General features: G+C 60.9%; 20 protein-coding genes. 7 read left to right on the top strand and 13 right to left on the bottom strand.

Annotated features, from left to right (window positions below; genetic code table 11):
• Positions 1-30 precede the first annotated feature (30 nt).
• From RC54_RS01025 to putA, 4 genes are all read right to left on the bottom strand, one after another.
• Positions 31-234 (bottom strand): hypothetical protein, encoded by a 204-nt coding sequence (locus RC54_RS01025; RefSeq protein WP_058893905.1) that lies wholly within the window; start codon positions 232-234, stop codon positions 31-33.
• 32 nt (positions 235-266) lie between these two features.
• Positions 267-1,613 carry an ATP-dependent protease ATPase subunit HslU gene (hslU, locus tag RC54_RS01020; RefSeq protein WP_058897450.1) on the bottom strand — a complete coding sequence of 449 codons (1,347 nt, stop codon included), beginning with the start codon at positions 1,611-1,613 and terminating at the stop codon, positions 267-269.
• A 64-nt stretch (positions 1,614-1,677) separates the two neighbouring features.
• Entirely contained in the window at positions 1,678-2,214 is a 537-nt protein-coding gene (hslV, locus tag RC54_RS01015; protein WP_017451826.1) for an ATP-dependent protease subunit HslV, read from the bottom strand.
• Between the two features lie 199 nt (positions 2,215-2,413).
• Complete coding sequence (gene putA / locus RC54_RS01010; RefSeq protein ID WP_061790605.1) at positions 2,414-6,112, bottom strand: trifunctional transcriptional regulator/proline dehydrogenase/L-glutamate gamma-semialdehyde dehydrogenase; 3,699 nt, start codon at positions 6,110-6,112, stop codon at positions 2,414-2,416.
• Positions 6,113-6,484: 372 nt separating this feature from the next.
• Here putA and RC54_RS01005 point away from each other — a divergent pair, with 372 nt between their 5' ends.
• From RC54_RS01005 to RC54_RS00985, 5 genes are all read left to right on the top strand, one after another.
• The gene (locus tag RC54_RS01005; RefSeq protein ID WP_123020495.1) at positions 6,485-9,265 is read left to right on the top strand and encodes a type VI secretion system Vgr family protein; all 2,781 of its coding nucleotides are present in this window, start codon (positions 6,485-6,487) and stop codon (positions 9,263-9,265) included.
• Between the two features lie 6 nt (positions 9,266-9,271).
• The gene (locus RC54_RS01000; protein ID WP_061790731.1) at positions 9,272-11,542 is read left to right on the top strand and encodes a peptidoglycan DD-metalloendopeptidase family protein; all 2,271 of its coding nucleotides are present in this window, start codon (positions 9,272-9,274) and stop codon (positions 11,540-11,542) included.
• Positions 11,539-12,249, top strand: coding sequence for a hypothetical protein (locus RC54_RS00995; RefSeq protein ID WP_061790730.1), 711 nt, complete (start codon positions 11,539-11,541; stop codon positions 12,247-12,249). The genes RC54_RS01000 and RC54_RS00995 overlap by 4 nt, the downstream gene beginning before the upstream one ends.
• 4 nt (positions 12,250-12,253) lie before the next feature.
• The gene (locus tag RC54_RS00990) at positions 12,254-12,943 is read left to right on the top strand and encodes a hypothetical protein (protein ID WP_061790729.1); all 690 of its coding nucleotides are present in this window, start codon (positions 12,254-12,256) and stop codon (positions 12,941-12,943) included.
• An 89-nt stretch (positions 12,944-13,032) separates the two neighbouring features.
• Positions 13,033-13,704, top strand: coding sequence for a hypothetical protein (locus RC54_RS00985; RefSeq protein ID WP_061790728.1), 672 nt, complete (start codon positions 13,033-13,035; stop codon positions 13,702-13,704).
• A 159-nt stretch (positions 13,705-13,863) separates the two neighbouring features.
• Here RC54_RS00985 and RC54_RS00980 read toward each other — a convergent pair whose 3' ends face one another.
• The 7 genes from RC54_RS00980 to RC54_RS00950 all read right to left on the bottom strand — a co-directional run bounded on the left by RC54_RS00980 (position 13,864) and on the right by RC54_RS00950 (position 21,127).
• On the bottom strand, positions 13,864-14,589 hold the full coding sequence (locus tag RC54_RS00980) for an ABC transporter ATP-binding protein (protein WP_017455455.1): 726 nt from the start codon (positions 14,587-14,589) through the stop codon (positions 13,864-13,866).
• 15 nt (positions 14,590-14,604) lie between these two features.
• Positions 14,605-15,372, bottom strand: coding sequence for an ABC transporter ATP-binding protein (locus tag RC54_RS00975; protein ID WP_061790744.1), 768 nt, complete (start codon positions 15,370-15,372; stop codon positions 14,605-14,607).
• A 15-nt stretch (positions 15,373-15,387) separates the two neighbouring features.
• The gene (locus RC54_RS00970; RefSeq protein ID WP_058893898.1) at positions 15,388-16,602 is read right to left on the bottom strand and encodes an ABC transporter permease subunit; all 1,215 of its coding nucleotides are present in this window, start codon (positions 16,600-16,602) and stop codon (positions 15,388-15,390) included.
• Between the two features lie 87 nt (positions 16,603-16,689).
• Positions 16,690-17,619 (bottom strand): branched-chain amino acid ABC transporter permease, encoded by a 930-nt coding sequence (locus RC54_RS00965; RefSeq protein ID WP_058893897.1) that lies wholly within the window; start codon positions 17,617-17,619, stop codon positions 16,690-16,692.
• A 160-nt stretch (positions 17,620-17,779) separates the two neighbouring features.
• Entirely contained in the window at positions 17,780-18,718 is a 939-nt protein-coding gene (locus RC54_RS00960) for a delta(1)-pyrroline-2-carboxylate reductase family protein (RefSeq protein WP_058893896.1), read from the bottom strand.
• A 47-nt stretch (positions 18,719-18,765) separates the two neighbouring features.
• On the bottom strand, positions 18,766-19,776 hold the full coding sequence (lhpH, locus tag RC54_RS00955) for a trans-3-hydroxy-L-proline dehydratase (protein ID WP_061790550.1): 1,011 nt from the start codon (positions 19,774-19,776) through the stop codon (positions 18,766-18,768).
• A gap of 214 nt (positions 19,777-19,990) precedes the next feature.
• On the bottom strand, positions 19,991-21,127 hold the full coding sequence (locus RC54_RS00950) for a branched-chain amino acid ABC transporter substrate-binding protein (protein WP_058893894.1): 1,137 nt from the start codon (positions 21,125-21,127) through the stop codon (positions 19,991-19,993).
• 311 nt (positions 21,128-21,438) lie between these two features.
• Between RC54_RS00950 and RC54_RS00940 the strand changes: the two genes are divergently transcribed.
• A complete protein-coding gene (locus tag RC54_RS00940; RefSeq protein WP_008334229.1) occupies positions 21,439-21,903 on the top strand; it encodes an Lrp/AsnC ligand binding domain-containing protein in 465 nt (154 codons plus the stop codon).
• Here RC54_RS00940 and RC54_RS00935 read toward each other — a convergent pair.
• The gene (locus tag RC54_RS00935; protein WP_058893892.1) at positions 21,893-22,870 is read right to left on the bottom strand and encodes a cupin domain-containing protein; all 978 of its coding nucleotides are present in this window, start codon (positions 22,868-22,870) and stop codon (positions 21,893-21,895) included. The genes RC54_RS00940 and RC54_RS00935 overlap by 11 nt on opposite strands.
• A 168-nt stretch (positions 22,871-23,038) precedes the next feature.
• On the opposite strand from RC54_RS00935, the gene RC54_RS00930 reads away from it, so the two are divergent.
• Positions 23,039-23,572, top strand: coding sequence for a carboxymuconolactone decarboxylase family protein (locus RC54_RS00930; RefSeq protein WP_058893891.1), 534 nt, complete (start codon positions 23,039-23,041; stop codon positions 23,570-23,572).
• 158 nt (positions 23,573-23,730) lie between these two features.
• Here RC54_RS00930 and RC54_RS00925 read toward each other — a convergent pair whose 3' ends face one another.
• A complete protein-coding gene (locus RC54_RS00925; RefSeq protein ID WP_061790551.1) occupies positions 23,731-25,785 on the bottom strand; it encodes a TonB-dependent receptor in 2,055 nt (684 codons plus the stop codon).
• Positions 25,786-25,904 lie beyond the last annotated feature (119 nt).

Below are 25,904 nucleotides of genomic sequence, written 5' to 3'. Positions count from 1 at the left end.
GACGTGTATAGGTCGGCTTAGGCGTGGTTCTCACTCATCCTTGTCGCCACCGACCAGCTTCTTCAACAGCTCCGACTTCAATTGCTGCCGTTGTGCCGAGGCATTCTTGCGATGTGGCCCGGCCCCGCCTGCGCGCTGCTGGGCTGCCACGACCACTGGATTGCGCGGTCGGGATTGCGATGGCTCCACGCGAAAACTCAGCTTCTGCCGCGTTCCTAGAGTCTTGTTGGCCATCGCATTCTCCTCGGCGACACGCAATGCTTCAATTACAGCACGTAGCGCGACATGTCTTCGTCCACGGCCAGTTCACCCAGGCGTTCGTTGACATAGTCGGCATCGATCTCCAGCCCCTCCACGCCGGCTTCTCCGGCCGTGAAGGAAATCTCTTCCAGCAGCTTTTCCATCACCGTATAGAGACGACGCGCACCGATGTTCTCAGTCTTTTCATTGACCGTGTGCGAGATCTCGGCAAGGCGTTTGATGCCGCTGTCGGCGAACGCGATCTTGACGCCTTCGGTGGCCAGCAGCGCCTCGTATTGCTTGGTGAGGCAGGCATCGGTACCGGTCAGGATGCGCTCGAAGTCGGCAATGGACAGCGAATCCAGTTCGACGCGGATCGGGAAGCGGCCCTGCAATTCGGGGATCAGGTCCGACGGCTTGGACAAATGGAAAGCACCCGAGGCAATGAAGAGAATGTGATCGGTCTTGATCATGCCGTACTTGGTATTGACGGTGGTGCCTTCCACCAGCGGCAGCAGGTCGCGCTGCACGCCGGCGCGCGACACATCGGCATTGCCGTTCTGCGAACGGGTGGCGATCTTGTCGATCTCATCGAGGAAGACGATGCCGTTCTGCTCCACGTTGGCAATGGCCTTCTGCTTCAGCTCTTCCTCGTTGACCAGCTTGGCCGCCTCTTCCTCGATCAACAGCTTCATGGCTTCCTTGATCTTGATCTTGCGCGCCTTCTTGCGCTGGTTGCCCAGGCCCGAGAACATGGACTTGATCTGCTCGGTCATTTCTTCCATACCGGGAGGCGCCATGATTTCCATCGACGGCGCGGCGTCATTCAATTCCAGTTCGATCTCGCGATCATCCAGTGCCCCTTCGCGCAGGCGCTTGCGGAAGGTCTGGCGGGTGGTGTTCTTGTCGTCTTTCTCGCCGCCGGCATGGCTGCCATCGGGGGTGAAACCGAAATCGCGTGCTGGGGGCAGCAGCACGTCCAGGATGCGGTCCTCGGCGGCATCCTCGGCGCGGGTGCGGACCTTGCGGGTTTCCAGTTCACGCGTCTGCTTGATGCCGATATCGACCAGGTCGCGAATGATGGTATCCACATCGCGCCCCACGTAACCCACTTCGGTGAACTTGGTGGCTTCGATCTTGATGAAGGGCGCATCGGCCAGCTTGGCCAGGCGGCGTGCAATCTCGGTCTTGCCCACACCGGTGGGGCCAATCATGAGGATGTTCTTGGGCGTGATCTCATGGCGCAGCGGCTCCTCGATCTGCTGCCGGCGCCAGCGGTTGCGCAGGGCGATGGCTACCGCGCGCTTGGCGCGGGCTTGGCCGACGACGTGCTTGTCGAGTTCGGAGACGATTTCCTTGGGGGTCATATTCATGGTGGTGATCTTTTCGCTGTGACGATTCATCAGGGGAATGGGCGCAAAAGTGGCTGCGCGTGGCTTATTCCAGCGTCTCGATGATGTGGTTCAGGTTGGTGTAGATGCACAGCTCGCCGGCGATGGTCAGGGATTTCTTGACGATGTCGGCCGGCGCCAGGTCGGTGTTGTCGTACAGGGCCTTGGCCGCCGATTGCGCATAGCTGCCACCGGAGCCGATGGCGCCAATACCGTCATTGGGTTCGAGCACGTCGCCGTTGCCGGTGATGACCAGGGTGGTCTCCTTGTCGGCGCACAAGAGCATCGCCTCCAGACGGCGCAACATGCGGTCGGTACGCCAGTCCTTGGCCAGTTCCACCGACGCCCGCATCAGGTTGCCCTGGTGCTTTTCCAGCTTGGCTTCGAACAGGTCGAGCAGAGTGAAGGCGTCGGCCGTGCCGCCGGCGAAACCGACCAGAACCTTGCCGTGGTAGAGCTTGCGCACCTTGCGCGCACTGCCCTTCATGACGATGTTGCCAAGCGTCACCTGGCCGTCACCGCCCAGCGCGACCTGATTGCCGCGACGGACGGAAAGGATGGTGGTACCGTGAAATTGTTCCATGCTTGCCTCTGTTCAATATGTGCCTGGGAGCTGCAGACACTGCGTGCCGTGTCCGCGTTCCTGACGAGATGGGGCTGGCCAGCCGGATTGCAAGTCATGCGACCCGGCCGCCGCCGTCGAGGCCGATATTGTACGCCCGCAACAAAAACGGGCGCCCTGGCCTCATGGCCGGGGCGCCCGTCTCGCACGGTAGGAGTGCTTACACGGAAATGGTCATCAGGCTGGCGTTGCCACCCGCGGCCGTGGTGTTGACGCACAGCGCGCGCTCGGCCAGCAGACGCCACAAGGGAATGGCACCGTCTTCACGGCACAGGATCAGCGGCACCAGCGCGCCCTCACGCGCGGCCAAACGCACGCGCCAGGAAGCCGCCTGGTGGCTCTCCACCAGCGCCGCCTGCAGCGGCTCGGCATCGAGCTGGCTGGCACAACGGATGGCCGTGCGCACCGGCGCCGGCAAGCCCGCCGGCAGCAGTGCGGCGCTCGCCTCATCGACCAGCACCGTGTTACCGGTGGCAAAGGCGGCGGCCAGTTGATTCAACAGCGTACCGACGCTGCCAGCCACGCACAGCACCAGACCGCGCGGGGCAAAGCCCAGGGTATTGCGCTCGCCGGTAGGGCCAGGCAGCAGCAGACTGCGTTGCAAGAGGCTGTCGCGGTGATAGCGCTGGCCGCTGGCGGCCAGGCGTTCGTGGCCATGGGTACGGGCCCAGTCCAGCAGGCTGTCCAGCAGCGTATTGGGCACTTGTGCAGGTTGCGCACGGGTCAGTTCCTCGTGCAGTTGCGCATTGCGTTGCAGACGCTTCAAATAGAGCGGACCACCGGCCTTGGGACCGGTGCCGGACTTGCCTTCGCCGCCGAAGGGCTGCACGCCCACCACGGCACCGACGATGTTGCGGTTGACGTAGATATTGCCCACGTGCGCGCGCTGGGCCACGAAGTCGATGGTCTCATCGATGCGCGAATGTACGCCCAGAGTCAGGCCATAACCGGTGGCATTGATGGCATCGATCAGTTGCGGCAGCGCATCGCGGCGATAGCGCAGCACGTGCAGGATCGGGCCGAAGACTTCGCGCTGCAACTGCGCCAGGTCATCGATCTCGATCACGGTTGGCGCGACGAAGGTGCCATGCTGGCACTCTTCTCCCAGCGGCAATTGGTGTACCGCGCGAGCGGTGGCGCGCATGTGCTCGATGTGGGCCAGCAGCTTGTTGCGTGCATCGGCATCGATGACCGGCCCGATGTCGGTGGACAGGCGATCAGGGCGCCCCACCCGCAACTCCGCCATGGCGCCCTTCAACATCTCCAAGGTGCGGTCTGCGATATCTTCCTGCAGACACAGGATGCGCAGCGCCGAACAACGCTGGCCGGCGCTGTCGAAGGCCGAGGACAGCACGTCCTGCACCACCTGTTCAGCCAGGGCGGAGGAATCGACGATCAACGCATTCTGGCCACCGGTCTCGGCAATCAGCGGCACCTCGCCATGTTCACCGCTGCCATCACCATCATCATGCTTGCGCTGGGCCAGGGTGCGATTGATCAGTTGCGCCACTTCGGTGGAGCCGGTGAAGATCACGCCCTTGACGCGCACATCCGAAGTCAGTGCCGCCCCCACGGTCTCGCCACGGCCCGGCAGCAATTGCAGGGCCGCACGCGGCACGCCAGCTTGGTGCAGCAGTTGCACGGCGCGGTGGGCGATCAAGGCGGTCTGCTCGGCCGGCTTGGCCAGCACCACGTTGCCGGCGGCCAGGGCCGCGCTGACTTCACCGATGAAGATGGCCAGCGGGAAATTCCACGGGCTGATGCACACCACCGGGCCCCAGGCCAGCACATTGCCGTCATGGCGCGAGGCAACGGCGTAGTAACGCAGGAAATCCACGGCTTCGCGCACCTCGGCAATCGCATTGGGCAATGACTTGCCGGCTTCGCGCACGGCCAGCGCCATCAGTTCGGCGATATGCGCTTCGACCAGGTCGGCCGCGCGTTCCAGCATGGCGGCGCGTTCAGCGGCTGGCGTCGCTTGCCATTGCGGCGCATAGGCAGTCGCTGCCGCGAGTGCGGTATCGACATCGGCCACGCTGGCTTCGATGACCTGGCCCACCACTTCGCGATGATCGGCCGGATTGCGCACGGTCTGGGCCTCCTGCGCAGACAGTTCGCCCACGATCAGCGGTGCGGCTTGCCACTGTTGGTCGGCCATCGAAACGAACAACTGGCCCAGCTGCTGCAGGCGCGATTCATTGGACAGATCGATACCGACCGAATTCTTGCGCTCCTGGCCATACAGTTGATGCGGCAAAGCGATGGCCGGATGCGGCACGCCACCTTGGGCGCGCACGGTCTCGATGGGATCGGCCACCAGGCGCTCCAACGGCACGGCTTCATCGACGATCTGGTTGACGAAGGAAGAGTTGGCGCCATTTTCCAGCAAGCGACGCACCAGGTAGGCCAACAAGGTCTGGTGCGAGCCGACCGGCGCGTAGATGCGGCAAGCCTTACCCAGCTTGTCGGCACCGACCACCTGGTCGTACAGGGTCTCGCCCATGCCGTGCAGGCACTGGAATTCGTAGTTATCGATCTGATGCTGGCGTGCCCAGTGGTAGATGGCCGCGAGCGTGTGCGCATTGTGGGTGGCGAACTGCGGATAGATCACGTCGGTTGCCGCCAGCAGCTTTTGCGCGCAACTCAGGTAGGACAGGTCGGTGTGCACCTTGCGGGTATAGACCGGGTAGCCTTCCAGGCCATCAACCTGGGCCCGCTTGATTTCGCTATCCCAGTAGGCGCCCTTGACCAGGCGGATCATCAGGCGGCGGCCATGACGGCGCGCCAGGTCGACCAGGTAGTCGATCACGAAGGGGCAGCGCTTCTGGTAGCCCTGCACCACGAAACCCAGGCCCTCGAAGCCGGCCAGGTCGGGATCGGCCACCAGCACTTCCATCATGTCCAGCGACAGCTCCAGGCGATCAGCCTCTTCGGCATCGATGTTCAGGCCGATATCGTATTGCTTGACCAGCAGCAGCAGTTGCTTCAGGCGCGGCAGCAACTCGCCCATCACGCGCGCACGTTGGGCGCGCGAATAGCGCGGATGCAGCGCGGAGAGTTTCACCGAGATGCCCGGCCCGTCCTTGATGCCACGGCCATTGGAGGCGCGGCCGATGGCGTGGATGGCTTGTTCGTAGGATTGGTAATAGGCATCGGCATCCTGCATGGTCAGCGCCGCTTCGCCCAGCATGTCGTAGGAATAGCGATACCCGCGCTGTTCGTTGTCACGGCTGTTTTCCAGCGCTTCGTCGATGGTCTGGCCGGTCACGAACTGGTTGCCCAACATGCGCATGGCCAGGTCCACGCCCTTGCGGATGAGCGGCTCGCCGCCCTTGCCGATCAGGCGGGTAATGGCTTGCGTGAGGCCGCTTTCGCTGCTGGTGGAGACCAGCTTGCCGGTGATGAGCAAGCCCCAGGTGGCGGCGTTGACGAACAGCGAGGGCGACTCGCCCAGATGCTTGCGCCAATCGCCCTTGCTGATCTTGTCGGCGATCAGGCGGTCGGCGGTCTGGCGGTCGGGAATGCGCAGCAGCGCCTCGGCCAGGCACATCAGGGCCACGCCCTCTTCCGAGGACAGCGAGAATTCATGCATCAACGCATCCACGCCGGAAGAGCGGGTGCGTTTCTCGCGCACTTGCTGCACCAGCTTCTTGGCCAATTGCTGGGTGGCTTCCTTCCAAGGCTGCTCACCCTGCACCTGCTGCAGCAACCACTGCACGGCCTCGCGCTCATCGCGGCGATAGGCGGCAGTGATGGCCGCACGTAGCGAGCTGGGGGCCGCCAGCAACTCGGTCTGGAAAACGCCGAAAGGCAGGCTGGAAGCGATGGCCGCAGGCGCGGCGGAGGCGACGGTAGTCATGGTCTGGAGTCGGAAGCGGATCAGAATCGGTAGGAATTGGGCAAGCGGATTCTATGTGCTTGTTGCCAATATTAATTCTGAATTTCAGGCAGATATCCAATATTTAATTCGGCAACTTTTATTAATACGAGTTTAAATTTTTCACAACAGTAGCGCATCGACGCCATTTCCAGACCTGTCGCGGCTTCCGGTGCGGTGCGTGCTCTCAATTGGCCTGCGCTAATGCACTAAGGGTCAGGCCGGCACAAATCCCAAATTATTCGAGGGATTCTTCGGTTCCTTTCGAGCTTTACCCAGGATTTTCGTGGTTTTTCTGGCAAGACATACTTGCCGAACAAGAATGTTGGCCCGTCATTGCGCCTGACCACATTCATGGATATCGCCGACTCGTTGTTGTCCCGCCTGATCCGCTTTTCTGCTGCGACGCGGCTATATCGCCTGCACGTCAGCGACCAGGACGAAGATCGCTTCCTGGTCGAAGCCTATGCCGCACTCGACGCTTTACATGCGGTGGGGAGCAGCGAGTTGATCGTCCTGAGTCTGGAGGCGGAACCATCGCCCGCGTCCCTGCTGGGCTGCCGCGCCACGCTGGAGATGCGCCTGGCCGATGGTGGCCTGCATCGCTGCAGCGGCCTGCTCCATGAAGTCACCAAACTGGGCGGCGACGGCGGCTTCTGCCGCTACCGCCTGCGCATGGCGCCTTGGCCCTGGCTGCTGGGACAGTCCAGCACCAGCCGCGTGTGGCAAGACAAGCGCCTGCTCGACGTGATCGAGGATGTCTTCCGAGAATTTCCACAACATGCTGACTGGCACTGGTCCGCCGATGCGCTGGCCTACCTGGATCGCTTGCCGCTGCGCAGCTACACCGTGCAATACCGGCAGACCCATCTTGATTTCATCAGCCGCCTGCTAGCCGGAGAAGGGCTTTCCTGGCGTATCGAGGAACATGCGGCCAGCCCGCAGGGACATCGCCTGCTGATCTTTGGCGACAGCACTGCGCGTAGCGCCTTGCCCGAGGATCCCACCAGCGCGGCCCATGGCGGCATCCGCTTTCACGGCGCCAGGGAGCAGCAACAGCAGGACGGCGTCCAGGCCCTGGCCGCTTGCCGCAGCCTGCAAGCGACCAGCTACACGCTGCTGTCCTACGATGACCAGAACAAACAAGCCATCGCCGCCAGCATCCCCACCCATCACGCCTTCGGCAGCCGCACTGCACCTCGTCTGGAGAGCTACGACAGCGTCGGCCTGGATGCCCATGAAGACAGCCAGGCCGCAGACCGCCATGCGCGCCTGATGATGGAAGCCGCCGAAGCCCGCAACAAGCTCTGGCGCGCACGCAGCACGGTGCGTAGCTTGCGCGCTGGGACGCGCTTGACCTTGATGCAAGGACCACTGGCCGGGAAGGAACGCGAATATGCCGTGCTCGCACTGCTCAGTGTGGGCGTCAACAACTTGCCAGCCGACACCGAAGCTGCCCTGGCCGAGTTGTTCGGTCCCTTGCCGGTCTTGCTGGAAGACGCTATCGCTGCCTGCCTCAAGGCCAGCTCTGCTAACACGCTCACGACGCTGGCCCCTGATCAAGGCTTGATCGATCTGGCGCGCCGCATGGGCCATGCCAATGTCTTCGAAGCAATCCGCGCCGACATCCCCTGGCGTCCGGTGCTGGCCGATGGCACCGGCCTGCAGCGGCGTCCCCATGCCCTGGCGCGCGGCAGCCAGAGCGCGATCGTGGTCGGCTACTGGGGCGAAACCCAGGCCAACGGACCCGATGAAATCTGCTGTGACCGGCTGGGCCGCGTGCGCATCCGTTTTCATTGGCAGGGCCGGCATGACGATGCTGGGGCCACCTGCTGGGTGCGGGTAGGCCAGGGCTGTGCTGGACCAGGCATGGGGCTGCAATTCCTGCCCCGCATCGGACAAGAAGTCCTGGTGCAGTTCATCGAAAACGACCTGGAGCGACCGATTATTCTCGGGGCGCTCTACAACGGCCGTGGGGAGGGGGGCGTGATACCGACGCCGGGAGGCGAGGTGAAGGATTGTTCCAGCATGGAGGTCTTCGCCATGGCCAGCGATACCGGCATCAGCGGACAAGGCAACCTGGCCGGCACCCAGGCACCGACCTGGCATGGCGCCAGCGCCGACCGTGACGGACATCGCAACCCGGCTGCGCAATGGGGCATCCGCTCCAAGGAATTCGGTGGCTGGGGCTACAACCAGTTGCTCTTCGATGACAGCGACGGCCAGGGGCGGCTCCAGTTCAAGACCACGCAGGCTGGCAGCGAACTGAACCTGGGCCACCTGATCCACAGTGCCGACAATTATCGCGGCAGTTTCCGCGGCACCGGTCTGGAACTGCGCACCGATGCTTATGGCGTGATCCGTGCCGGAGCAGGCATCCTGTTTTCCAGCTACCGGGTGGAGCATCGTGCCCACCATCGTGATCCGGCGGCGGACAACACGGGCCTGCGGGCCATGGCGCGACAGGCCGCGCACATCAGCAAGAGCTTCGACGAGGCAGCCCGCACGCACCGCACCGTAGGCATGAGCCAGGGGCTCGATGCGATGAATGCGATGAAGCAGGCCGTTGCCAGTCAGGCAGAAATAGCGGGACAGACGCTGCCTGGCAGCAGTACGCCGCTCATCCAGATCGCCGCCAAGGAAGGACTTGGTGTCGTGGCAGGGCAGCATCTGCAATTGGCCAATGGCAGCAGCGTCAGCCTGATGGCCGGCCAGGATGCGCAGCACATCAGCGGTCACCAGTTCCGACTGCACACGCGGCAGGCCATCGGGCTGCTGGCGGGGGCCAGTGCTGCCGGTGACCAGGGTATCGGCTTGCAGATGATCGCCGCGCAAGGTGATGTCGCGGTACAGGCGCAGGCTGATGGCATGAGCGTGCAGGCGCGCGATCAGTTGATGGTGGTCAGCGCCAATGCCGGCGTCAACTGGGCTGCGGCGAAGAAGATCAGCTTGTCCACCGCGGGTGGGGCCAACATCACCATCGAGGGCGGCAATATTACCGTGCAGTGTCCGGGGGAGCTGACGGTTCATGCGGGGCAGATCTGGTTGGATGGCCCCGCGCGCATCACCACTGAACTTCCGCTCATGCCGCAGACCACGCCGGAAGAACAGAATCGATCCCCTTTTTCCACATGAGCCGATATGCTGCTAAGTCCTCCCTTCCTGCCGCCACGCTCCAACGACCTGTCCGATGCCGCATGGCTCAACACACTCCTGCCCGATCCAGCGGCAGGTACCGGGCTGTTTCCGATCAGCCGCGATCTCAACTGGCATGGTGGATTGCACGTCGAAGCCCCGCCTCATGCAAACGGCACCGAATGGGTTCACGCCATTGCGGACGGCACCATCATCTTCAGTCGTAGCGCTACACGGAAAAACGATGATACTGAGCATCCGCTGAATTACCTGGGCTGGACTGATGACGGTTGCATCGTTATCCGCCATGAAACCGATATCGGAGAGGGCACAGCGGCTACCGGCATCGTCTTCTATTCGCTCTATATGCATCTGAGCCAGATAGAAGCCGCCTTGAAACCAGGCAAGAGGATCTATCGGAAAGACCTTCTCGGGATCGCCGGTCAATCTCACAACAGTTCGCGCAAGCTGATCCACTTCGAAATCGTCTGTGACGACGACAATCTGAAAAAACTGATCGGCCGCAGCGATGACAAGCTGGATCTAAGCCGCGATGGGCGCACCGATGCGCTCTTTGGTGAGATGTATTTCCTGCTTCCTGCTGGCACCCGACTGTATGCCAAAGAGCCGCCGCGTCACCAGAGCGCGCCGGAAGGCGAAACGCTGCAGGTGACCAAGGAGGTGCTGATCGTCGGCCTGCGTTACGCCGAAGGCGATGGCGCCCCCGCACAACGGGGTGATCTGCTCATCACGACCTATCGTCCCGACGGTGAACGGATAGGACTGCCCATTCGATTGCCGGAAGCGGAATATCTTCTCTATGCCAGCGCCAACAAGATCAGTCTGGCCTACCCCGAAGGCAAACGTCCTGCACCCAGCGCAGTCTACGAACTACTGCGGTTCGGCAGGATTGTGGGCCCCGATCCGCTGTTACCTTCCGATGTACCGCACTGGAGAGAGATTGCCCTGGCGGGAGGAAAGGCTTGGGTCAATCTCAATGGCGCTGATATACGCAAATACAGCGACGCGGACTTCCCGCCATGGCAGCACTGGCATCTTGTCAGGGAAGAAGAAAACTCAAGGTCAGTGGATAGCCGATGCTCCGCCAAATCCGTCTCACGATGGCTGGATCTGGATGGCGACGGCAAGGTGACGGAGCAGGAAGTCTTGAAGGCGCTGGATGACCAGACTGCGCGTGAGAGACTTTCGCGATTGATCTGCCGGGTGGAAAGTGAGTGGGATGCGAGCAGGCTTGATGCTCGTTGGTCATGGCTGACACGCAGTGAGAACGGTGTGCCGGCGCGATTGAATGCCGACGGATTTGAAAAATTCAAGAAGCATGCGAAGGCGCTTTGCATCGATCACAAAGAGGTTTTGATGGCGAAGTGGCGATTCAATCCGCGTGAATTTTTGCTCATCTTTAGAAGGAATGGATGGATGTCGTTGAAGGAAATGGCTCAAATAATACCGACCAAGTCGTCAGTCGCAATGCTTGCAGGTGTAGATTGGAAAAAGGCAATCAAACGGCTAGAACAAGGTGCAATGGACGAAGATGGCGGATCAATGCCTGCCCATCTACACCCTCAATGGCAAATTCTCTCTCGCAAATATCAATTGTCGTCGTCACCTGTAAGAGTTGCCACTTTCTTCAGCCAGGTCATGGTTGAAAGCGATTTACTCAAGGCTGTCGTCGAATATGGCAACGATCGCCATTTTCGAACAATGTATGAGGTGATTACCGAACAGGAATGCGCTGAAGACTATTTGAATCCCAAAAGCGTTGCAAAGCGACTTGACCTCATTGTCAACCGCAAAACAAAAGCCAAGTATAGCTTGGAAGAATACAAATCCATTCGGCCTGATCAAGTTAAAGAAAAAGCAGCTCGCCTCGGCAACACGCAAGCCGGAGACGGCCCACGTTTCAAAGGACGCGGGATAATTCAGCTCACTGGCCGCTCCAATTACGCCGACTACGGTATCTATCGAGGCAAAGATTTCACGAGCGACGGTCGAGAGAAATTATTGGCAAGCAATGCATTTGAGGCAGTCGATTCCGCACTCAAATTTTGGGTAAGTCGAGAATACAAGAAACTAAACATCAATCGCTACGCCGATGGCGATTCACCTGCTTCGTTCCGGCTCGCGACGATTGCTGTCAATGGCGGGACGACCCATTTTCCTGCTCGCCAAGCCGCTTTGGCTTATCTGCTATTGATACTGGGAGATGTAAAAATCCCTTCCGCAATGCGCAATTCGATTCAGAGGCCGCCCGAATGACTATCTGGCCAACCATTGCCTGTATCGCCACCTTCGTGGCCGTCGGTTTTCCAACATTTGCGATCTCTCAAACCGAGGATCGTCAGCCACGCACGCTATCCATGTCCGGCGAAAAACGCTGCAGGCTGAACATGGTGATTCCCGAAGCCGCCTACTCGATAGCTTGCTCCGGTGACCTCCGTGAAGAGAAAGACGCGCTGGTCACTGTGACCTATTTCAGGAGTCAGTTTGTCCATAATGGTTTTGCGCGCTACATCGAGGCCATCGTGTCCAATGATTCCCTGGATAAGTACCTGCACGATGGTGCCTCGGGGGATGTTCTCCCCATTGGTTCGAGGGCGAACGCCACTTCCTCTGCGCTGCCAGAACTGACTGAGAAACACATGGCCAAGCTTTGTGCCAAGACAACGCACGACATCACGATCAACGTAATCGAGTCGAATGGCTGGCGTGGATATGTATGGCAACCTGTCCGCAGACTTAAGAGAAAACAGATGGAAGATGGTTGTCCAGGTCTCTCGGAATCAACCATTTGTTTTACGGCGATCTTGGGAAATGAAACAACGGTCTTGCATTTCTCCGATGTCTGCCTCTTCCGCAACGGAAAGAAAACTGACCCTGCTGAGTTTGATGCAGATGACTTCATGAAGATGATCTACAGCATTACTTTCGATACCTTAGATCCTTCTTTTTCCAAAGGCAGTTGAATAAATGAGCCCAAGTACGTTTTTTATCGTGTTCTGCCTTGGTTTTCTTATGCAATATTCCAGCTCGGCGACTACCTTCAAGTCGGAGCAACGTGAAAATTTGCCATTGGAGTTACTGGAAGATTGCGATTTGAAAATCCATTTTCCCGCGTCCATTAGTTCAGCTGGATGCGTTAGGGGTTTCAACGAACACGGCTACGTAATTCTAGACATTGAATACTTTCTCCAACAATTCATACACAACGAAGCCGTAAGATACATCTCTGGAATTGTCGAAAAAAATGTGTTTGAAAAATATATGGACGGTGGCGCGCGAGGCGTGGTCGTAGCCCGAGAATCGGGCGCTAACGGGCAGCTCCCCGAAAATCGAAAGCCCATTCTTCAGCCGGAGACAATGGAAAGTCTATGCGCAAGAAGCGAACTCGACATTGAGAGAAAAGCCATCAAGACTGATAACTGGTCAGGCTATCTGTGGGCACGTAGATCGCGGCCAAAACACGCTGATCTAACGGGTAAATGCATGACTTCTGATCTATCGGATACATGCTTCGTAGCTATCATCGGCAATCGATCCAGGATCTTACACTTTGGTCCAACCTGCTTGCCAACAAACCGCAAGAAAACCCATCCTGCCGATTTTGACTTTGAGGACTTCCTCAAGATGATTCACAGCATCAGATTCAATACGAATTAAATTTCCCTTTACTTCCCTTTCCTGAACAGACCGGCGACTTGCTTGCGCCGTCCGCTCGTGAAAACCATCTTCCATTCAGGAGAATATCGTTGAATAGATGTCTGCTCTATTGCTCTCTCTTGGTCGCGGTCACGCTGGCAAAACCCAGCACGGCAGGAAATCGCGAAGCCTTCGCAAGTGAAGTTCGGCGTGATGTCCGTCGGACCTGTCTCATCGATATGCAGCTTCCCCGCAGTGCCGCCTTCATCACCTGTGCGGACCTTCCCCGCTACCCAGGTGCCAAGGTGCTACAGATAGGCCATTATCCCGAAGACTTTCCAGGGCCCGGACTGCTGGCAATGACGGAAGGCTTTCTCTCCGGACAATCGACGCGGGACTATCTCGCTTCCGGCATCTCGGACTGGATCGCCGTCCCTCTGCGCACTGGCCATGTGGATCAGGAAGATGATGCGATACAGCTCAACGAGTACGGTGTGGATTTTCTCTGGGCGACACAGCCCGATGAGATCAAGCGGGAGAAAATTCACGGCAAGAACTGGACCGGCTATCTCTGGACACGGCGCACTGAGCCGACCAGGAAAGAGATGGGCGACGCGGCAACCAAGCGACCACAGCGATGTTTCATCGCCTTGATCGGCAATCAGAAAAACAGTCTGGAGTTCGCCACCTGCCTGGCCCGCGACCGCAATCCTCGCGAACCGAACGAACTCCATTATCGAGACTTCATGCGCGCGTTGAAAAGCATTGAGTTCGGCCCGTAGCGATGGCCCATGTCGCTGTCATCAAGATTCACGCAGGCGATGTACTCAGCCTCCCAGTAAAAAAGCGCAGCCTCGGCTGCGCTTCCCATGGGCGATCTGAGCAAATGATTTATATCATTTACCTGTTTCTTCACCAGACCCTCAAACCACCCTCATCCATCACCCCTCACCCAGGTAAGCCGCCTTGACCCGCGGATCATCCAGCATCTGCTTGGCCTGGCCATTCATGGTGATGAGACCGGACTCCATCACGTAACCGCGATGCGCTGCCTCCAGCGCCAGCTTGGCGTTCTGTTCCACCAGCAGGATGGTGATGCCCTGGGCCGACACATTGCGGATCACTTCAAAGATCTTCTCCACCATGATCGGCGACAGACCCATCGAAGGTTCATCCAGCAACAGCAGCTTGGGATGGCTCATCAGCGCACGCGCCATGGCCAGCATCTGCTGCTCGCCACCCGACAAGGTACCGGCCATCTGCGCAGCACGTTCCTTCAGCCGCGGGAAGACCTCGAACCAGCGGTCGATGTCGGCCGCGATCTGGCCCTTGTCATTGCTGGTGTAGGCGCCCATCAGCAGGTTTTCGTGGATGCTCATGCGGGTGAAGACGCCACGGCCTTCCGGCACCATCGCCAGCTTGTCCTTGACCAGCTCGAAGGACTTCTTGCCCTTCAAGGGATGGCCCAGATAGTAGATGTGGCCATCGACTTTACTGCTGGGCAGCGTCCCGGTGATGGCTTTCAAGGTGGTGGTCTTGCCGGCGCCGTTGGCGCCGATCAGCGTCACCAGTTCGCCTTCGTTGACTTCCAGCGCAATGCCCTTGACGGCCTGGATGCCGCCATAGGCCACGCTCAGTTGTTCGACTTTGAGGATGTTGGTTGTCATGTTCTGTGGTCTCGCTTAATGTCCGGCGCCCAGGTAGGCTTCGATCACGGCCGGGTTCTTCTGCACATCGGCCGGTACGCCTTCGGCAATGGGCTTGCCGTAGTCCAGCACGGTGATGCGATTGCACAGGCCCATCATCAGCTTCACATCGTGTTCGATCAAGAGGATGGTTTTACCTTCGGCTTGGATCTTCACCAGCAATTCGCGCAAGGCCAGTTTTTCGGTGGCGTTCATGCCGGCCGCCGGCTCGTCCAGCGCCAGCAGTTGCGGTTCGGTGGCCAGGGCGCGGGCGATTTCCAGGCGCCGCTGGTCGCCATACGAGAGGTGACGCGCCGTGCGCTTGGCGAACTGGCCGATGCCCACGAAATCCAGCAGCTGCTGCGACTTGGCGCGGATCGCCGCTTCTTCATCGCGGGCCGCCTTGTGGCGGAATACCGCACCGAAGACGTTCTGCTTGGTGCGCACGTGGCAACCCACCATCACGTTTTCCAGCACGGTCATTTCACCGAAGAGGCGAATGTTCTGGAAGGTGCGGGCAATGCCGGCCTTGGCCACTTCGTGCGGGGCGCTCGGGGAATAGGGCTTGCCGGCCAGTTCGAAAGTGCCGGTGTCCGGTTGATACAGGCCTGTGATGACGTTGAAGAAGGTGGTCTTGCCGGCGCCGTTGGGGCCGATCAGGCCATAGATCTGGCCGCGCTCGATGGTGATGCCCACGCCGTTCAAGGCTTGCAGGCCGCCGAAACGCTTGCTGACGTCACGGATCTTGAGCAGTGTCTGACTCATCTTTTGTTCTCCTGCTTAGGCTTTGACTTCGCCGGTGGTACCGACTTTGGTATGGTCCACTTCGGGACGGTCTTCATGGCGCGGCGAGGGCCACAGGCCGGCCGGGCGGGTCAGCATGATGACCACCATGGCCAGGCCGTAGAGCAGCTGGCGCAGCACTTCGGCATCGATCCACACACGGCCGAAGATGGCCATCTGCAGCGGTTCCACCACGTGGCGCAGCACTTCCGGCAGCGCGGCCAGGATCACGCCACCCAGCACCACGCCAGGGATGTGACCGATACCGCCCAGCACCACCATGGCCAGCACGGCGATGGATTCGGTCAGGGAGAAGGATTCCGGCGAGACGAAGCCCTGGAAGGCGCCGAACATGGCGCCGGCCACGCCACCGAAGGACGCGCCCATGGCAAAGGCCAGCAACTTGACGTTGCGGGTGTTGATGCCCATCGCCTTGGCGGCGATCTCATCTTCACGGATGGCCACCCAGGCGCGACCCAGGCGCGAGTCCTGCAGGCGCGTGGAGAAGAAGATCACGAAGATGCACAGCACCAGGAACAGGTAGTAGTAGGCATTGACCGAGGGCAGGCTCATACCCAACACCTTGACCATCGAACCGGAACCCGGTTCGCCCGCCAGCGACACGCCAAAGACGCGAATCGGGTCGATCAGGTTGATACCCTGCGGGCCGTTGGTGATGTTGACTGGCGCGTTCAGATTGTTCATGAAGATACGGATGATCTCGCCGAAGCCCAGCGTCACGATGGCCAGGTAGTCACCCCGCAGCTTCAGGGTCGGCGCACCCAGGAGCGCACCGAAGATCGCTGCCAGCACGCCCGAGATCGGCACGATCAACCACAGCGAGAGGTGGATACCGTTCTGCACGATCTGCGGACCACACAACCACACCAGGAAATTGCCGATGGAGGGATAGGTGTTGATGAAGGACTCGATCACCGCGGCGAACTGCGGCGAGGCCAGCAAGCCGGCGGTATAGGCACCGATGGCGTAGAAGGCGATATAGCCCAGGTCCAGCAGGCCGGCAAAACCCACCACCACGTTCAGGCCCAGGGCCAGCATGATGTAGAGCAGCGCCATATCCATGATGCGCACCCAGGAATTGCCGAACTGCTGGGCGACGATGGGGAAGACGATCATCAGCGCCAACAGCGCCAGCAGGCTCAGTTGTGCCTGCCGGGGATTGCGCTTCATATCGAAGGTCATGAGAGCCATAGTGTTCTCTTCCGATTTTCCAAGTTCTTGATTTCTAAGTTTCTAAGTTTCTGTCTCTAAGTTTTTAAGGTTTACACGCTTAAAAACTTAGGCACGATCCGCCACACGCTCACCCATGATCCCGGACGGGCGCAGGGTCAGCACGATGATGAGCACCACGAAGGCGAAGATGTCCTGGTAGTTGCTACCCAGGAAGTTGCCGGTCAGGTCACCGATGTAACCAGCACCGAGGCTTTCGATCAGGCCCAGCAGGATGCCGCCCAGCATGGCGCCATAGATATTGCCGATACCGCCCAGCACCGCCGCCGAGAAGGCCTTCAGGCCCGGCACGAAGCCCATGGCGAATTGCGCGGTGGAATAGTTGGCGGCCCACATCACGCCGGCAATCGCTGCCAGTGCGGCGCCGATGGCGAAGGTGACGATGATGACGCGGTTGGCGTCCACGCCCATCAAGCCGGCGATACGCGGGTTCTCGGCGGTGGCACGCATGGCGCGGCCCATCTTGGTTTTTTCCACGATCAGCACCAGGCCGATCATCGCGGCCAGGGCCAGGATCAGCAGCATGATCTGGGTCGGCGAAATGAGGGCGCCGGCGATATGCACCGGATCCGACGGCATGACCTGCGGGAACGGCAGCGGGCTGCGGCCCCAGATCATCATGGCGAAGGTCTGCAACAGGATCGACACGCCGATAGCGGTGATCAGCGGCGCCAGGCGCGGCGCATTGCGCAGCGGGCGATAGGCGATGCGCTCGATCAGCAAGCTCACCACGATACACACCGGAATGGCGCCGACGATGGCAATGACCAGTTGCACGATGCCCGGCAGGTGCGGCGCCACCTGTTGCACCACTTTGAGGAGCGACAGGCCCACCATGGCCCCCACCATCAGGATGTCGCCGTGGGCAAAGTTGATCAGGTTCAGCACCCCGTACACCATGGTGTAGCCCAGGGCGATCAGTGCGTACATGCTGCCTAGCACCAATCCGTTGATGATCTGCTGGATGAAAATGTCCATGAAACGCTATCTCCTTAAGGAGGATGATTTATATGAAACGACGACGGAATTGTTAAAACTTTGCGCACCAAGACAGGGCGCTCGGAAACGGGAGAAAAAATAAGGGGAAATAAAAAGTCGTAAATTATTTATCAAATTTTTCGCGCTCGCACGCAAAAGTTCATATCCCCAATGTAGCGCGCATCACCCGCGCTGCTGCCAGGTCCCATGCCGCCTGTCCTACAGTCTTGAACACCGGCAGCGCCCCCGCGCTGTGCAGTGTGGCCGACGGCACGCTGCCGGCCAGCACCTCGGCGATGCCCACTACCCGCGACCAGTCAACCTTGGCCTGGATCAGGTCACCGGCTTCGTGGTGCGCGCCGGCCACATCGTCGACCACGATGCGGCGTTCATGCAGCAGGCTGGCCGGGAATTCCACCATGTCCGGCTTGAAGGCCCCGACCCCGATGGCCAGCGTATCGGGTGCGATCTGTTCGGGGATGACGGCCACGCGCGAAGTGGTCAAGGCAATCACCACATCGGTGCCTGGCAGATCCTCTTGCAACATCTGTGCCGGCAATGGACTGGCCACGGCTTGCGGGTGGCGCGCACTGAGCGCATGACAGAACGCCTGGGTGCGTTCGAGGTCGCGTGCGGCAATCCAGAATTGATGCACGCCAAACACCTGCACCAGCGCATCGGCGTGCGCCGCAGCCTGAGCTCCGGTGCCGATCAGCAAGGCCGATTGCGGCGTGCGCGGCAACAAGCTGCGGATGCCCAGCATACTCATGGCCGCCGTGCGGCGGGCGGTAACAGTGGGGCCATCCATCAAGGCCAGGCGGCGCCCGGTGTGGGTGTCGAAGGCGATCACTTCACCCTGAATCGCCGGCAACTGGTGAAGTGCGTTGTCGGCGTGGACCGTGATGAGCTTGGTGACGGAAAGATCATCGGCAATGGCCGGCATGGTCAGCAGCACGCTGGCGGCATCGATGGGAACCACCTGGCGCTCGGGGGCGCGGATGGTGCCATTGGCCAGTTCCTGCGCGGCGCGCGCCAGGGCATCGACCAGGGCGGCGTAAGGCAGGGCTTGCGCGGTCTGGCGGGAATCGAGGATGTGCATGGGAGTCCTGTGGAGAGGTCAGGCAATGACAGGCGGGTGCGCTCGCATCAGCGCAGGAAGAAACCGGTCGGAAAGGGATCGGAGTCTTCCAGCACCCACTGGTTGGTACTCATGATATGGGCGTGACCGCTGACTTCGGTGAGCGCGCCATCAAAGGGGCCGACCTGGGTGGTACCGGTCACCCGCACGCCGAAGTTGCTGCCGACGATGCTGCCGTTGACGTAGGTCTGGTTCAACGCTAGTCGGCCGCGCAGGAACAACTGGGCGGCACGCCCGGAGGTGCCGGTGCCGGTGGGCGAGCGGTCCACTTCGCGGTCGGCGAAGATGCAGACATTGGATTGGTCGGCGCCGGGGAAATTGGGTTCGCTGTCGATGATGGTGCCGTAGAGCGTATTGAGGCCCGGCTCCAGCGGATGGGCGATGGCCACCTGGGCCATCACGGCGGCCTTGGTCTCGGCCCCCAGCTGGATCAGCTGGCGCACCAGTTCGGGCTTGACGCTCAGGCCGGCCTGGGCGGCGTTGATGTAGTAGTAGAAGGCGCCGCCGAAGACGATGTCACCGATGATCTTGCCAAAGCCGGGGGTGTCGACCTCGACGTCACGGCGATAGATGAAGGCCGGGACGTTGTTGAAGCTGACCTTGCCGGCACGCACGCCATCCCATTCGACGAAGGCTTCGATGAAGCCGGCCGGCGCATCGAAGCAGATGCGCGTGTGCGGCTGCGTGCGTTCGACATAGCCCATCTCCACCAGCACCTTGCCCAGGGCGATGATGCCGTGACCGCACATGTCGCTGTAGCCCTCGTTGTGGATGAAGATGACGCCGAAGTCGGCCCCTGCCGTCACCGGTGGCAGCAGGTAGGCGCCATACATGTCGGCGTGGCCGCGCGGTTCGTTCATCAGAAAACAGCGCAGGTCGTCGCGATGTTCGCGTAGCCAGACGCGTTGTTCGAGGATAGTGCCGGCGGGGATCTTGGGCAGGCCGGAGACCACGATACGCAGCGGTTCGCCGCCGGTATGGGCATCGATGGTCTGGACGGTACGGGTATAGCTGAGCATGGTCTTCCTTCCGGGTGTGCTGCCGGTGCGCCAAGGCTAGGTTAAGTCCGCCGGCTCCAGTATGGACGCTGCACGCGGGTACGACAAACCGTTCCCGAGCCGGCTGGGACCGGCGGGAAGCGAAAACTGCATATTGGAACCGGAGCTGGGCTGGAGGCCTGGCGTGCCGCCCGCAGCAGCGGGCGGCACAGGTTCAAGCCTGGTGAAGGAACGTTCAGTAGCTGCTCAGGGGGACCGGCAGGCCATCCTTGAAGCGATATACCGTCACCGGCGACTGCTTGAGGTCGTGGTTGGCGTCGAAGTCATACTGACCGGCCACGCCCTTGTAGTTGATCTTGGCCAGGGCCGGGCCGAAGGCCTTGGGCTCGACCGAGTTGGCCTGCTTCATGGCCTGGGCGATCAACATCATGCCGTCATAGAAGGAAACTGCATAGGTTTCGGCAGGACGGTTGTACTTCTTCTGGTAGTCGTCGGAGAAGACCTTGCCTTCCTTGGCTTTGTCCAGCATGGTGCCGCCCTGGGTACAGTAGACGCTTTCGCCGATGGCGTCACCACCCAGGCGCCCCATTTCCGGCGAACAGATGCCGTCGCCGCCCATCAAGGGCACGTCGATCCCCAGTTGCTTCATCTGGCGCTTGATCGGGCCGCCTTGCGGGGCGTAACCGCCCAGGAACACGGCGTCGGGCTTCTTGCTCTTGATCGAGGTCAGGATGGCGGTGAAGTCGGTGGCCTTGTCGTTGGTGAAGTCCTTGCTGACCACTTCGATGCCGTTGGCCTTGGCGACCTTGGCGAATTCCTCGGCCAGGCCCTGGCCATAGGCGGTGCGGTCATCGATCACGGCCACGCGTTTGAGCTTGAGCTCCTTGGCCGCGTACAGGGCCATCTTGCCGCCCAGTTGGCTATCGCTGGCGGCCACGCGGAACAGGGTGGCGAAACCTTGCTGAGTGATCTTGGGGTTGGAGGCCACGGTGGCCACCACGATGCCGGCATCGTTATAGACGCGCGAGGCGGGGATGGTCACACCCGAATTGTAGGGACCGACGATGGCCTTGACGCCCTGGTCGGCCAGCTTCTGTGCCACGGCCACGCCCTGCTTGGGATCGGCCTGGTCATCTTCGGCGAGGACTTCGAACTTGATCTTCTTGCCGCCCACGGTAATGGGTTGCGCATTCAGACGCTCGACTGCCATCATCAGGCCGCCCTGGTTATCCTTGCCGGCCGATGCCTGCGGCCCGGTCAGCGGGCTGGAGAAACCGATCTTGACGACCTGGGTTTCCTGCGCCATGGCGAAGGCGGGGATCAGCGCCAGCGAGGCGGCGATGATGTTGAGTCCGGAGACGCGCTTGAACATGGGGTGTTTCCTCTCTTCTAGAAAGTCAGACTGCGGTTGGTGATTGCATTTGAAAACGCTGGAAAAGCAGGATTTGCGCCACCCCCGCCTTGTGGGCCGGGGCGTGCATTGCATTGCTGACGAGATGCTGCTGTCATCCGCGCAGAAGCAGAGTGAACTTCAGGTGAACTCCGCTTCATGCCCGCACTACGTTATATTTTTTATGAGGGAGGATTCTATTGACTCTTCCTTGATATTAGGCGCGTTTATTACCTTTATAATCAGAATAAAATTTTCTCTATATTTTTTTCACTGAATAAAGTTCAGAAACCATGGCCGGACTCGACAAGATCAGCAAGAAAATTCTGGCGGAGCTGCAAAACGATGGCCGCATCAGCAACGTCGATCTGGCTGCCCGCGTGAACCTGTCGCCGGCCGCCTGCCTGGAACGGGTGCGCAAGCTGCAGGAGGCTGGCTACATCCTGGGCTACGCGGCGCAACTCAATCCTGAACTGCTGGATGTGTCGCTACTGGTCTTCATCGAGGTGGTGCTGGACCGCACCACACCAGATGTCTTCGCCGAATTCAAGAAGAGCGTGCAGAGCATTCCCGAGATCATGGAGTGCCACATGGTGGCGGGAGGCTTCGATTACCTGGTCAAGTCGCGGGTCAAGGACATGAACGCCTATCGTGAATTTCTGGGCAAGTCGCTGCTGCAACTCAAGGGCGTGCGCGAGACCCATACCTATGCAGTGATGGAAGAAGTGAAGAACACCATCCGCCTGCCTATTCGCTGATCGCTCCTTGCAGCGCTTGCGCGCCCCTCATCTTGCGCCGGTAAGCGCCCGGCCCCATCCCGCTGAATTTCTTGAAGACGCGATTGAAGGCCGCCTCCGACTGGTAGCCCACAGCTTCTCCGATCTGCGCCGTGGACATTTTGCTATAGCTCAAAAAGCGCGCCGCCTGGCTCATGCGCAGTTGCTGCACAACCTCGCCCGGGGTCGCGCCTCCCACTTCCTGGAAACGCCGCACGAAGGTAGCACGCGACATGTGGCACAACGCTGCCAGGCGTGGCAGCGACCAATCTTCGTGCGGGGCTTCCAGCATCGCCTGCAGCGCCTCCTGCAATACGGGATGGGCCAGCAACGCCAGCAAACCCGGCTGCGGGCCACCCTGGGCCAGCCAGGCACGGATGGCCAATCCGAACAGGGCCGCCGCCAAGGCGGCTACCACCGCCTGGGCACCGGCTCGTAACTCTCCACGCCCATCGGCACCGCCGCATTCGTTGCGCAACAAAGCAGCCAGCGTGCGCAGGCCATCGCCATCGGGCAGCTCGGCGCCACGCACCAGCAGCACCTCGGGCAAGGCCTGTACCAGGGCATTGGAATGCGGGGCATCAAAATGAAATTGTCCACAGAGGAAATCGGATAGCGGCTGAGCCCCTCCGCCCTGGTCATCGTTGACATGCAGCTGCACCGGCGCGGCAGTCACGCCCTGGCGCGGCGCGATGGCCTGCGCGGCGGGCGCAGTGAAGATGCCGTGGGCAGCACCACGCGTGAGGACGACCAGGTCGCCCGCCTGCAGCGCCAGTGGCTCGCCCTGGGCCAGTTGCAATTGCGCCTGCCCCTCCAGGATGAAGTGATACGGCGCCACCCCCTCGGGCAGGGCCGGGTGCGGCAGATGCCAGGGCTGGCCGAAGCGACAACGGATATCCAGGCCGGCGCGCACCGGATGCAGGGACAAGAGACGGCTGAGGGCATCCATCGGGCTTCCTTGAACAGTTTTCTTGAAGTGAGCTTTTTGAGCAATTTTAAGCCATTTTCAAGCATTCATAATTTCATCGAGCGCGCCTAAAGTACACCCATGCGCAACACGGCCACCACGGCAATCCCGCCAAGGCCCAGGCGCTAACCCTCACCAAGGAGAATGACCATGTCCCGTTTGAACACCACCCCCGTCAGCCAAGCCAGCGGCCAGGCCGCACAACTGTTTGCCGCCATCAAGTCGGCCATCGGCATGGTGCCCAATGCTTATGCCGGCATCGGCAGTCTGAGCCCGGTGGCGCTGGAGTCGGCGCTGCAGTTGGATGGCGCGCTGCGCAAGAGCAGCCTGTCGGCCAAGGAAATCGAAGCCATCAAGCTGGCCGTGAGCCAAAGGGCTGGTTGTGACTATTGCCTGGCAGCCCATGCGCTGATGGGCAAGAAGGTCGGCCTGTCGGCCCAGGCTATCGACGGTGTGCGCCACGGCCAGGCATCGGGCGACGACAAGCTGGACGTGCTGGCCGATTTCGTTCGTCAGTTGGTCGGTACCAGCGGCACCGTGGAAGCCAGCGTGGTGGAGCGCGTGCGCGCGGTGTACAGCGATGCCCAGATCGTCGATACCCTGCTGGCAGTAACGGCCATTACCTTCACCAATCTGTTCAACCGTGTGAACGATACAGTACTGGACTTCCCGCCCGCTCCGTAAGGCGCAAGTAGCGGCCAGGTGCGGCAAAAAAAGCCCGGCAGCCTCCTTGCGGAGACGGCCGGGCAAGCCGCGCTGGCGGGAGGCGCAGTCTCCCGCTGGCACTCGATGACGCCTGCCCACTGCGGCTGGCAGGCACCGTTGTGACCTATCCTCAGAAATCAGAAGCTCGTGCGCACCCCCACGATGAAGTTGCGGCCACCCAGCGGCACCGACTCGCGCAGCACCGAGGTGGACAGGCGGATGTCCTGGTTGAGCAGGTTGCGCGCCAGGGCGAACCAGGTCAGCTTGGCGCCATTGATGCGCTGGGTATAGGACAGGTTGGCGTCGAGCTGGGTATAGGACGGGGTTTCGTAGGTTTCGAAGGAGGCCAGGCGGTCCTGCTTCTGCGCGCGCAAGAGTTTCACGCCGCTGGCCCAGGGGCCGGTCTTGTAGCCCAGTTCAATGCCGTAGCGGGTGGCCGGTTGCAGCGGCAGGTTGCCCAGGTTTTCCAGCGTGCCGCGCGAGGTGTCGGCAAAGACACGCCCGGAGAGGCCTTCGCCGTTCCAGTTGTAGGTGACTTCGGCTTCCACGCCACGGATGGTGGCATCGCCCTGCGACCAGAAGCGCTGGGTGAATTCGCCGTTGGGGTCGGCCGCCCCACTGCTGTCGACTTGGCCGTTGGTACGGCCGTAGATGAAGTTATTGACCTTGTTGCGGAACACGTTGCCCTTCCAGCGCACCAGTCCCTCGGTTTTCTGCAGGCTCAATTCGACGTTGTGTGAAGTTTCCTTCTTCAATTGCTGATCGCCGATATCGAAGGTCGAAGTCGATTCATGCGGGCCGTTGGAATACAGCTCTTCCACGGTGGGGGCGCGCTGTGCGAAGGAATAGGTCAGGCCCAGGCCATAGCCGGGCTGGAAGGCCCACAGACCGCCAGTGGACCAGGACAGCAGGCTGAAGTCGCGTCCCGGCAGGCCGCTGCCGCTATCCGGGCGGCGGCTCACGCTTTCGGCCCGCAGGCCGGCGCTGGCCAGTACCTGGCCGAACTGGCGCTCTTCCACCAGGAAGCCGGCCAACGAGTTCGAGCGGGTCGGCGGGGTCAGTTCGGCCGCGCCGGTATCGGGCGCCAGGGCCGAATAATTGCTCTGCTCGGTCTGCACGCCGAAGGTGCCATGCCAGCCGGCCAGCGGTGCGTGGGTCAGCTCCCAGCGGGTCTGCAGGGCGCGGTTGGAGAACACCGTATTGGGCGTGCCATTCTGCTGCTTCTCGATGTGGGTGTAGTCGGTATAGCCCATGCGCACCCGCAATTTCTCGATACCGGCAAAGGGCCGGTTGACCACGGTATCGAAGTCGTAGCGGCTCTGGTGCAGGTCGATGAAGGACATCTCATCGGTGGGAATGCCGTAGTGGTCATCCAGCGTGGCTGCTGACAAGCCGATATAGCCCCAGTTGCTGACGTAGGAGATGCCGGCTCCCAGGCTGGTCTCGTGCGTGAAGGAATTGGGCAGGCGACCGGAGGCACTGCTGCTGTCTGCCTGGCGGGCGTTACCGGGGATCTTGTAGTTGTCGGTGTCGCGGTAGTTGCCGTCCAGGTGCAGGCCGATCTGGCCGGCCGAGGTGTCGAGCGAGAAAGAGCCGTTCTTTTCGCCATCGACCGTGCCGTAGCGTCCTTCGACGGTGCCGGTGGGCTTGCCAACCAGTTCGGTGGGAATGCGGTCATTGACCACGTTGACCAGGCCGCCGATGGCACCGGAACCGTACAGCAATGTGGCCGGGCCGCGCAGGATTTCGACCTGGCGCGCGGTGGCGGCTTCGGTGGCCACTGCGTGGTCGTTGGAGACGGTGGAGACATCGGCCACACCCATGCCGTTTTGCAGGATCATCACGCGCGGCCCTTCCATGCCACGGATGATGGGACGCGAGGCGCCGGCACCGAAGGCGGAAGCCGATACGCCCAGTTCGCCATTGAGGGTCTCGCCCAGTGAATTACCGAGCTTGTTGCGCAGTTCATCGCCGGCAATGACCTTGGCCGGGGTGAGTACTTGCACGTCTTCTTGCGAGGCGAAGGGAGTAGCGGTGACGACGATGGGTTGCAGGGCCGGCTGGGTAGCCGGGGTGGTCGGGGCAGCAGATGCTGCCGCAGCGGTATCAGCAACCTGGGCCGCAGCGGAAACGGACCAGGCAGCCAGGGCAGTGAGGACGGCCGAGGCGATGAGTTGGCGTTGCAATGCCATGTGAATTCCTTGTTATGCGCGAGGCGCCGCCCCTGTTGTTCTATGACGGATGGAGCGGCGCGGATACACCGGCCGTCGGCACGCGATCGCAACTGGCGACCAGGCCAGCTACGGATGCG

Source organism: Herbaspirillum rubrisubalbicans, assembly GCF_003719195.1.
GTDB lineage: Bacteria > Pseudomonadota > Gammaproteobacteria > Burkholderiales > Burkholderiaceae_D > Herbaspirillum > Herbaspirillum rubrisubalbicans.
The sequence above is the reverse complement of the archived record's forward strand: the minus strand, read 5'-3'. Positions and strand labels throughout refer to the sequence as shown.

Bases quoted from the DNA above. Each gene is read 5' to 3' on its own strand.
- putA (WP_061790605.1), bottom strand. From the start codon at position 6,112: ATGACTACCGTCGCCTCCGCCGCGCCTGCGGCCATCGCTTCCAGCCTG.
- RC54_RS00960 (WP_058893896.1), bottom strand. From the start codon at position 18,718: ATGCACATCCTCGATTCCCGCCAGACCGCGCAAGCCCTGCCTTACGCC.
- RC54_RS00975 (WP_061790744.1), bottom strand. From the start codon at position 15,372: ATGAGTCAGACACTGCTCAAGATCCGTGACGTCAGCAAGCGTTTCGGC.
- lhpH (WP_061790550.1), bottom strand. From the start codon at position 19,776: ATGCTCAGCTATACCCGTACCGTCCAGACCATCGATGCCCATACCGGC.
- RC54_RS00990 (WP_061790729.1), top strand. From the start codon at position 12,254: ATGAGCCCAAGTACGTTTTTTATCGTGTTCTGCCTTGGTTTTCTTATG.
- RC54_RS01005 (WP_123020495.1), top strand. From the start codon at position 6,485: ATGGATATCGCCGACTCGTTGTTGTCCCGCCTGATCCGCTTTTCTGCT.
- RC54_RS00970 (WP_058893898.1), bottom strand. From the start codon at position 16,602: ATGGCTCTCATGACCTTCGATATGAAGCGCAATCCCCGGCAGGCACAA.
- RC54_RS01000 (WP_061790731.1), top strand. From the start codon at position 9,272: ATGCTGCTAAGTCCTCCCTTCCTGCCGCCACGCTCCAACGACCTGTCC.
- RC54_RS00940 (WP_008334229.1), top strand. From the start codon at position 21,439: ATGGCCGGACTCGACAAGATCAGCAAGAAAATTCTGGCGGAGCTGCAA.
- RC54_RS00995 (WP_061790730.1), top strand. From the start codon at position 11,539: ATGACTATCTGGCCAACCATTGCCTGTATCGCCACCTTCGTGGCCGTC.
- RC54_RS00980 (WP_017455455.1), bottom strand. From the start codon at position 14,589: ATGACAACCAACATCCTCAAAGTCGAACAACTGAGCGTGGCCTATGGC.
- RC54_RS01025 (WP_058893905.1), bottom strand. From the start codon at position 234: ATGGCCAACAAGACTCTAGGAACGCGGCAGAAGCTGAGTTTTCGCGTG.
- RC54_RS00965 (WP_058893897.1), bottom strand. From the start codon at position 17,619: ATGGACATTTTCATCCAGCAGATCATCAACGGATTGGTGCTAGGCAGC.
- hslV (WP_017451826.1), bottom strand. From the start codon at position 2,214: ATGGAACAATTTCACGGTACCACCATCCTTTCCGTCCGTCGCGGCAAT.
- RC54_RS00950 (WP_058893894.1), bottom strand. From the start codon at position 21,127: ATGTTCAAGCGCGTCTCCGGACTCAACATCATCGCCGCCTCGCTGGCG.
- RC54_RS00925 (WP_061790551.1), bottom strand. From the start codon at position 25,785: ATGGCATTGCAACGCCAACTCATCGCCTCGGCCGTCCTCACTGCCCTG.
- hslU (WP_058897450.1), bottom strand. From the start codon at position 1,613: ATGAATATGACCCCCAAGGAAATCGTCTCCGAACTCGACAAGCACGTC.
- RC54_RS00930 (WP_058893891.1), top strand. From the start codon at position 23,039: ATGTCCCGTTTGAACACCACCCCCGTCAGCCAAGCCAGCGGCCAGGCC.
- RC54_RS00935 (WP_058893892.1), bottom strand. From the start codon at position 22,870: ATGGATGCCCTCAGCCGTCTCTTGTCCCTGCATCCGGTGCGCGCCGGC.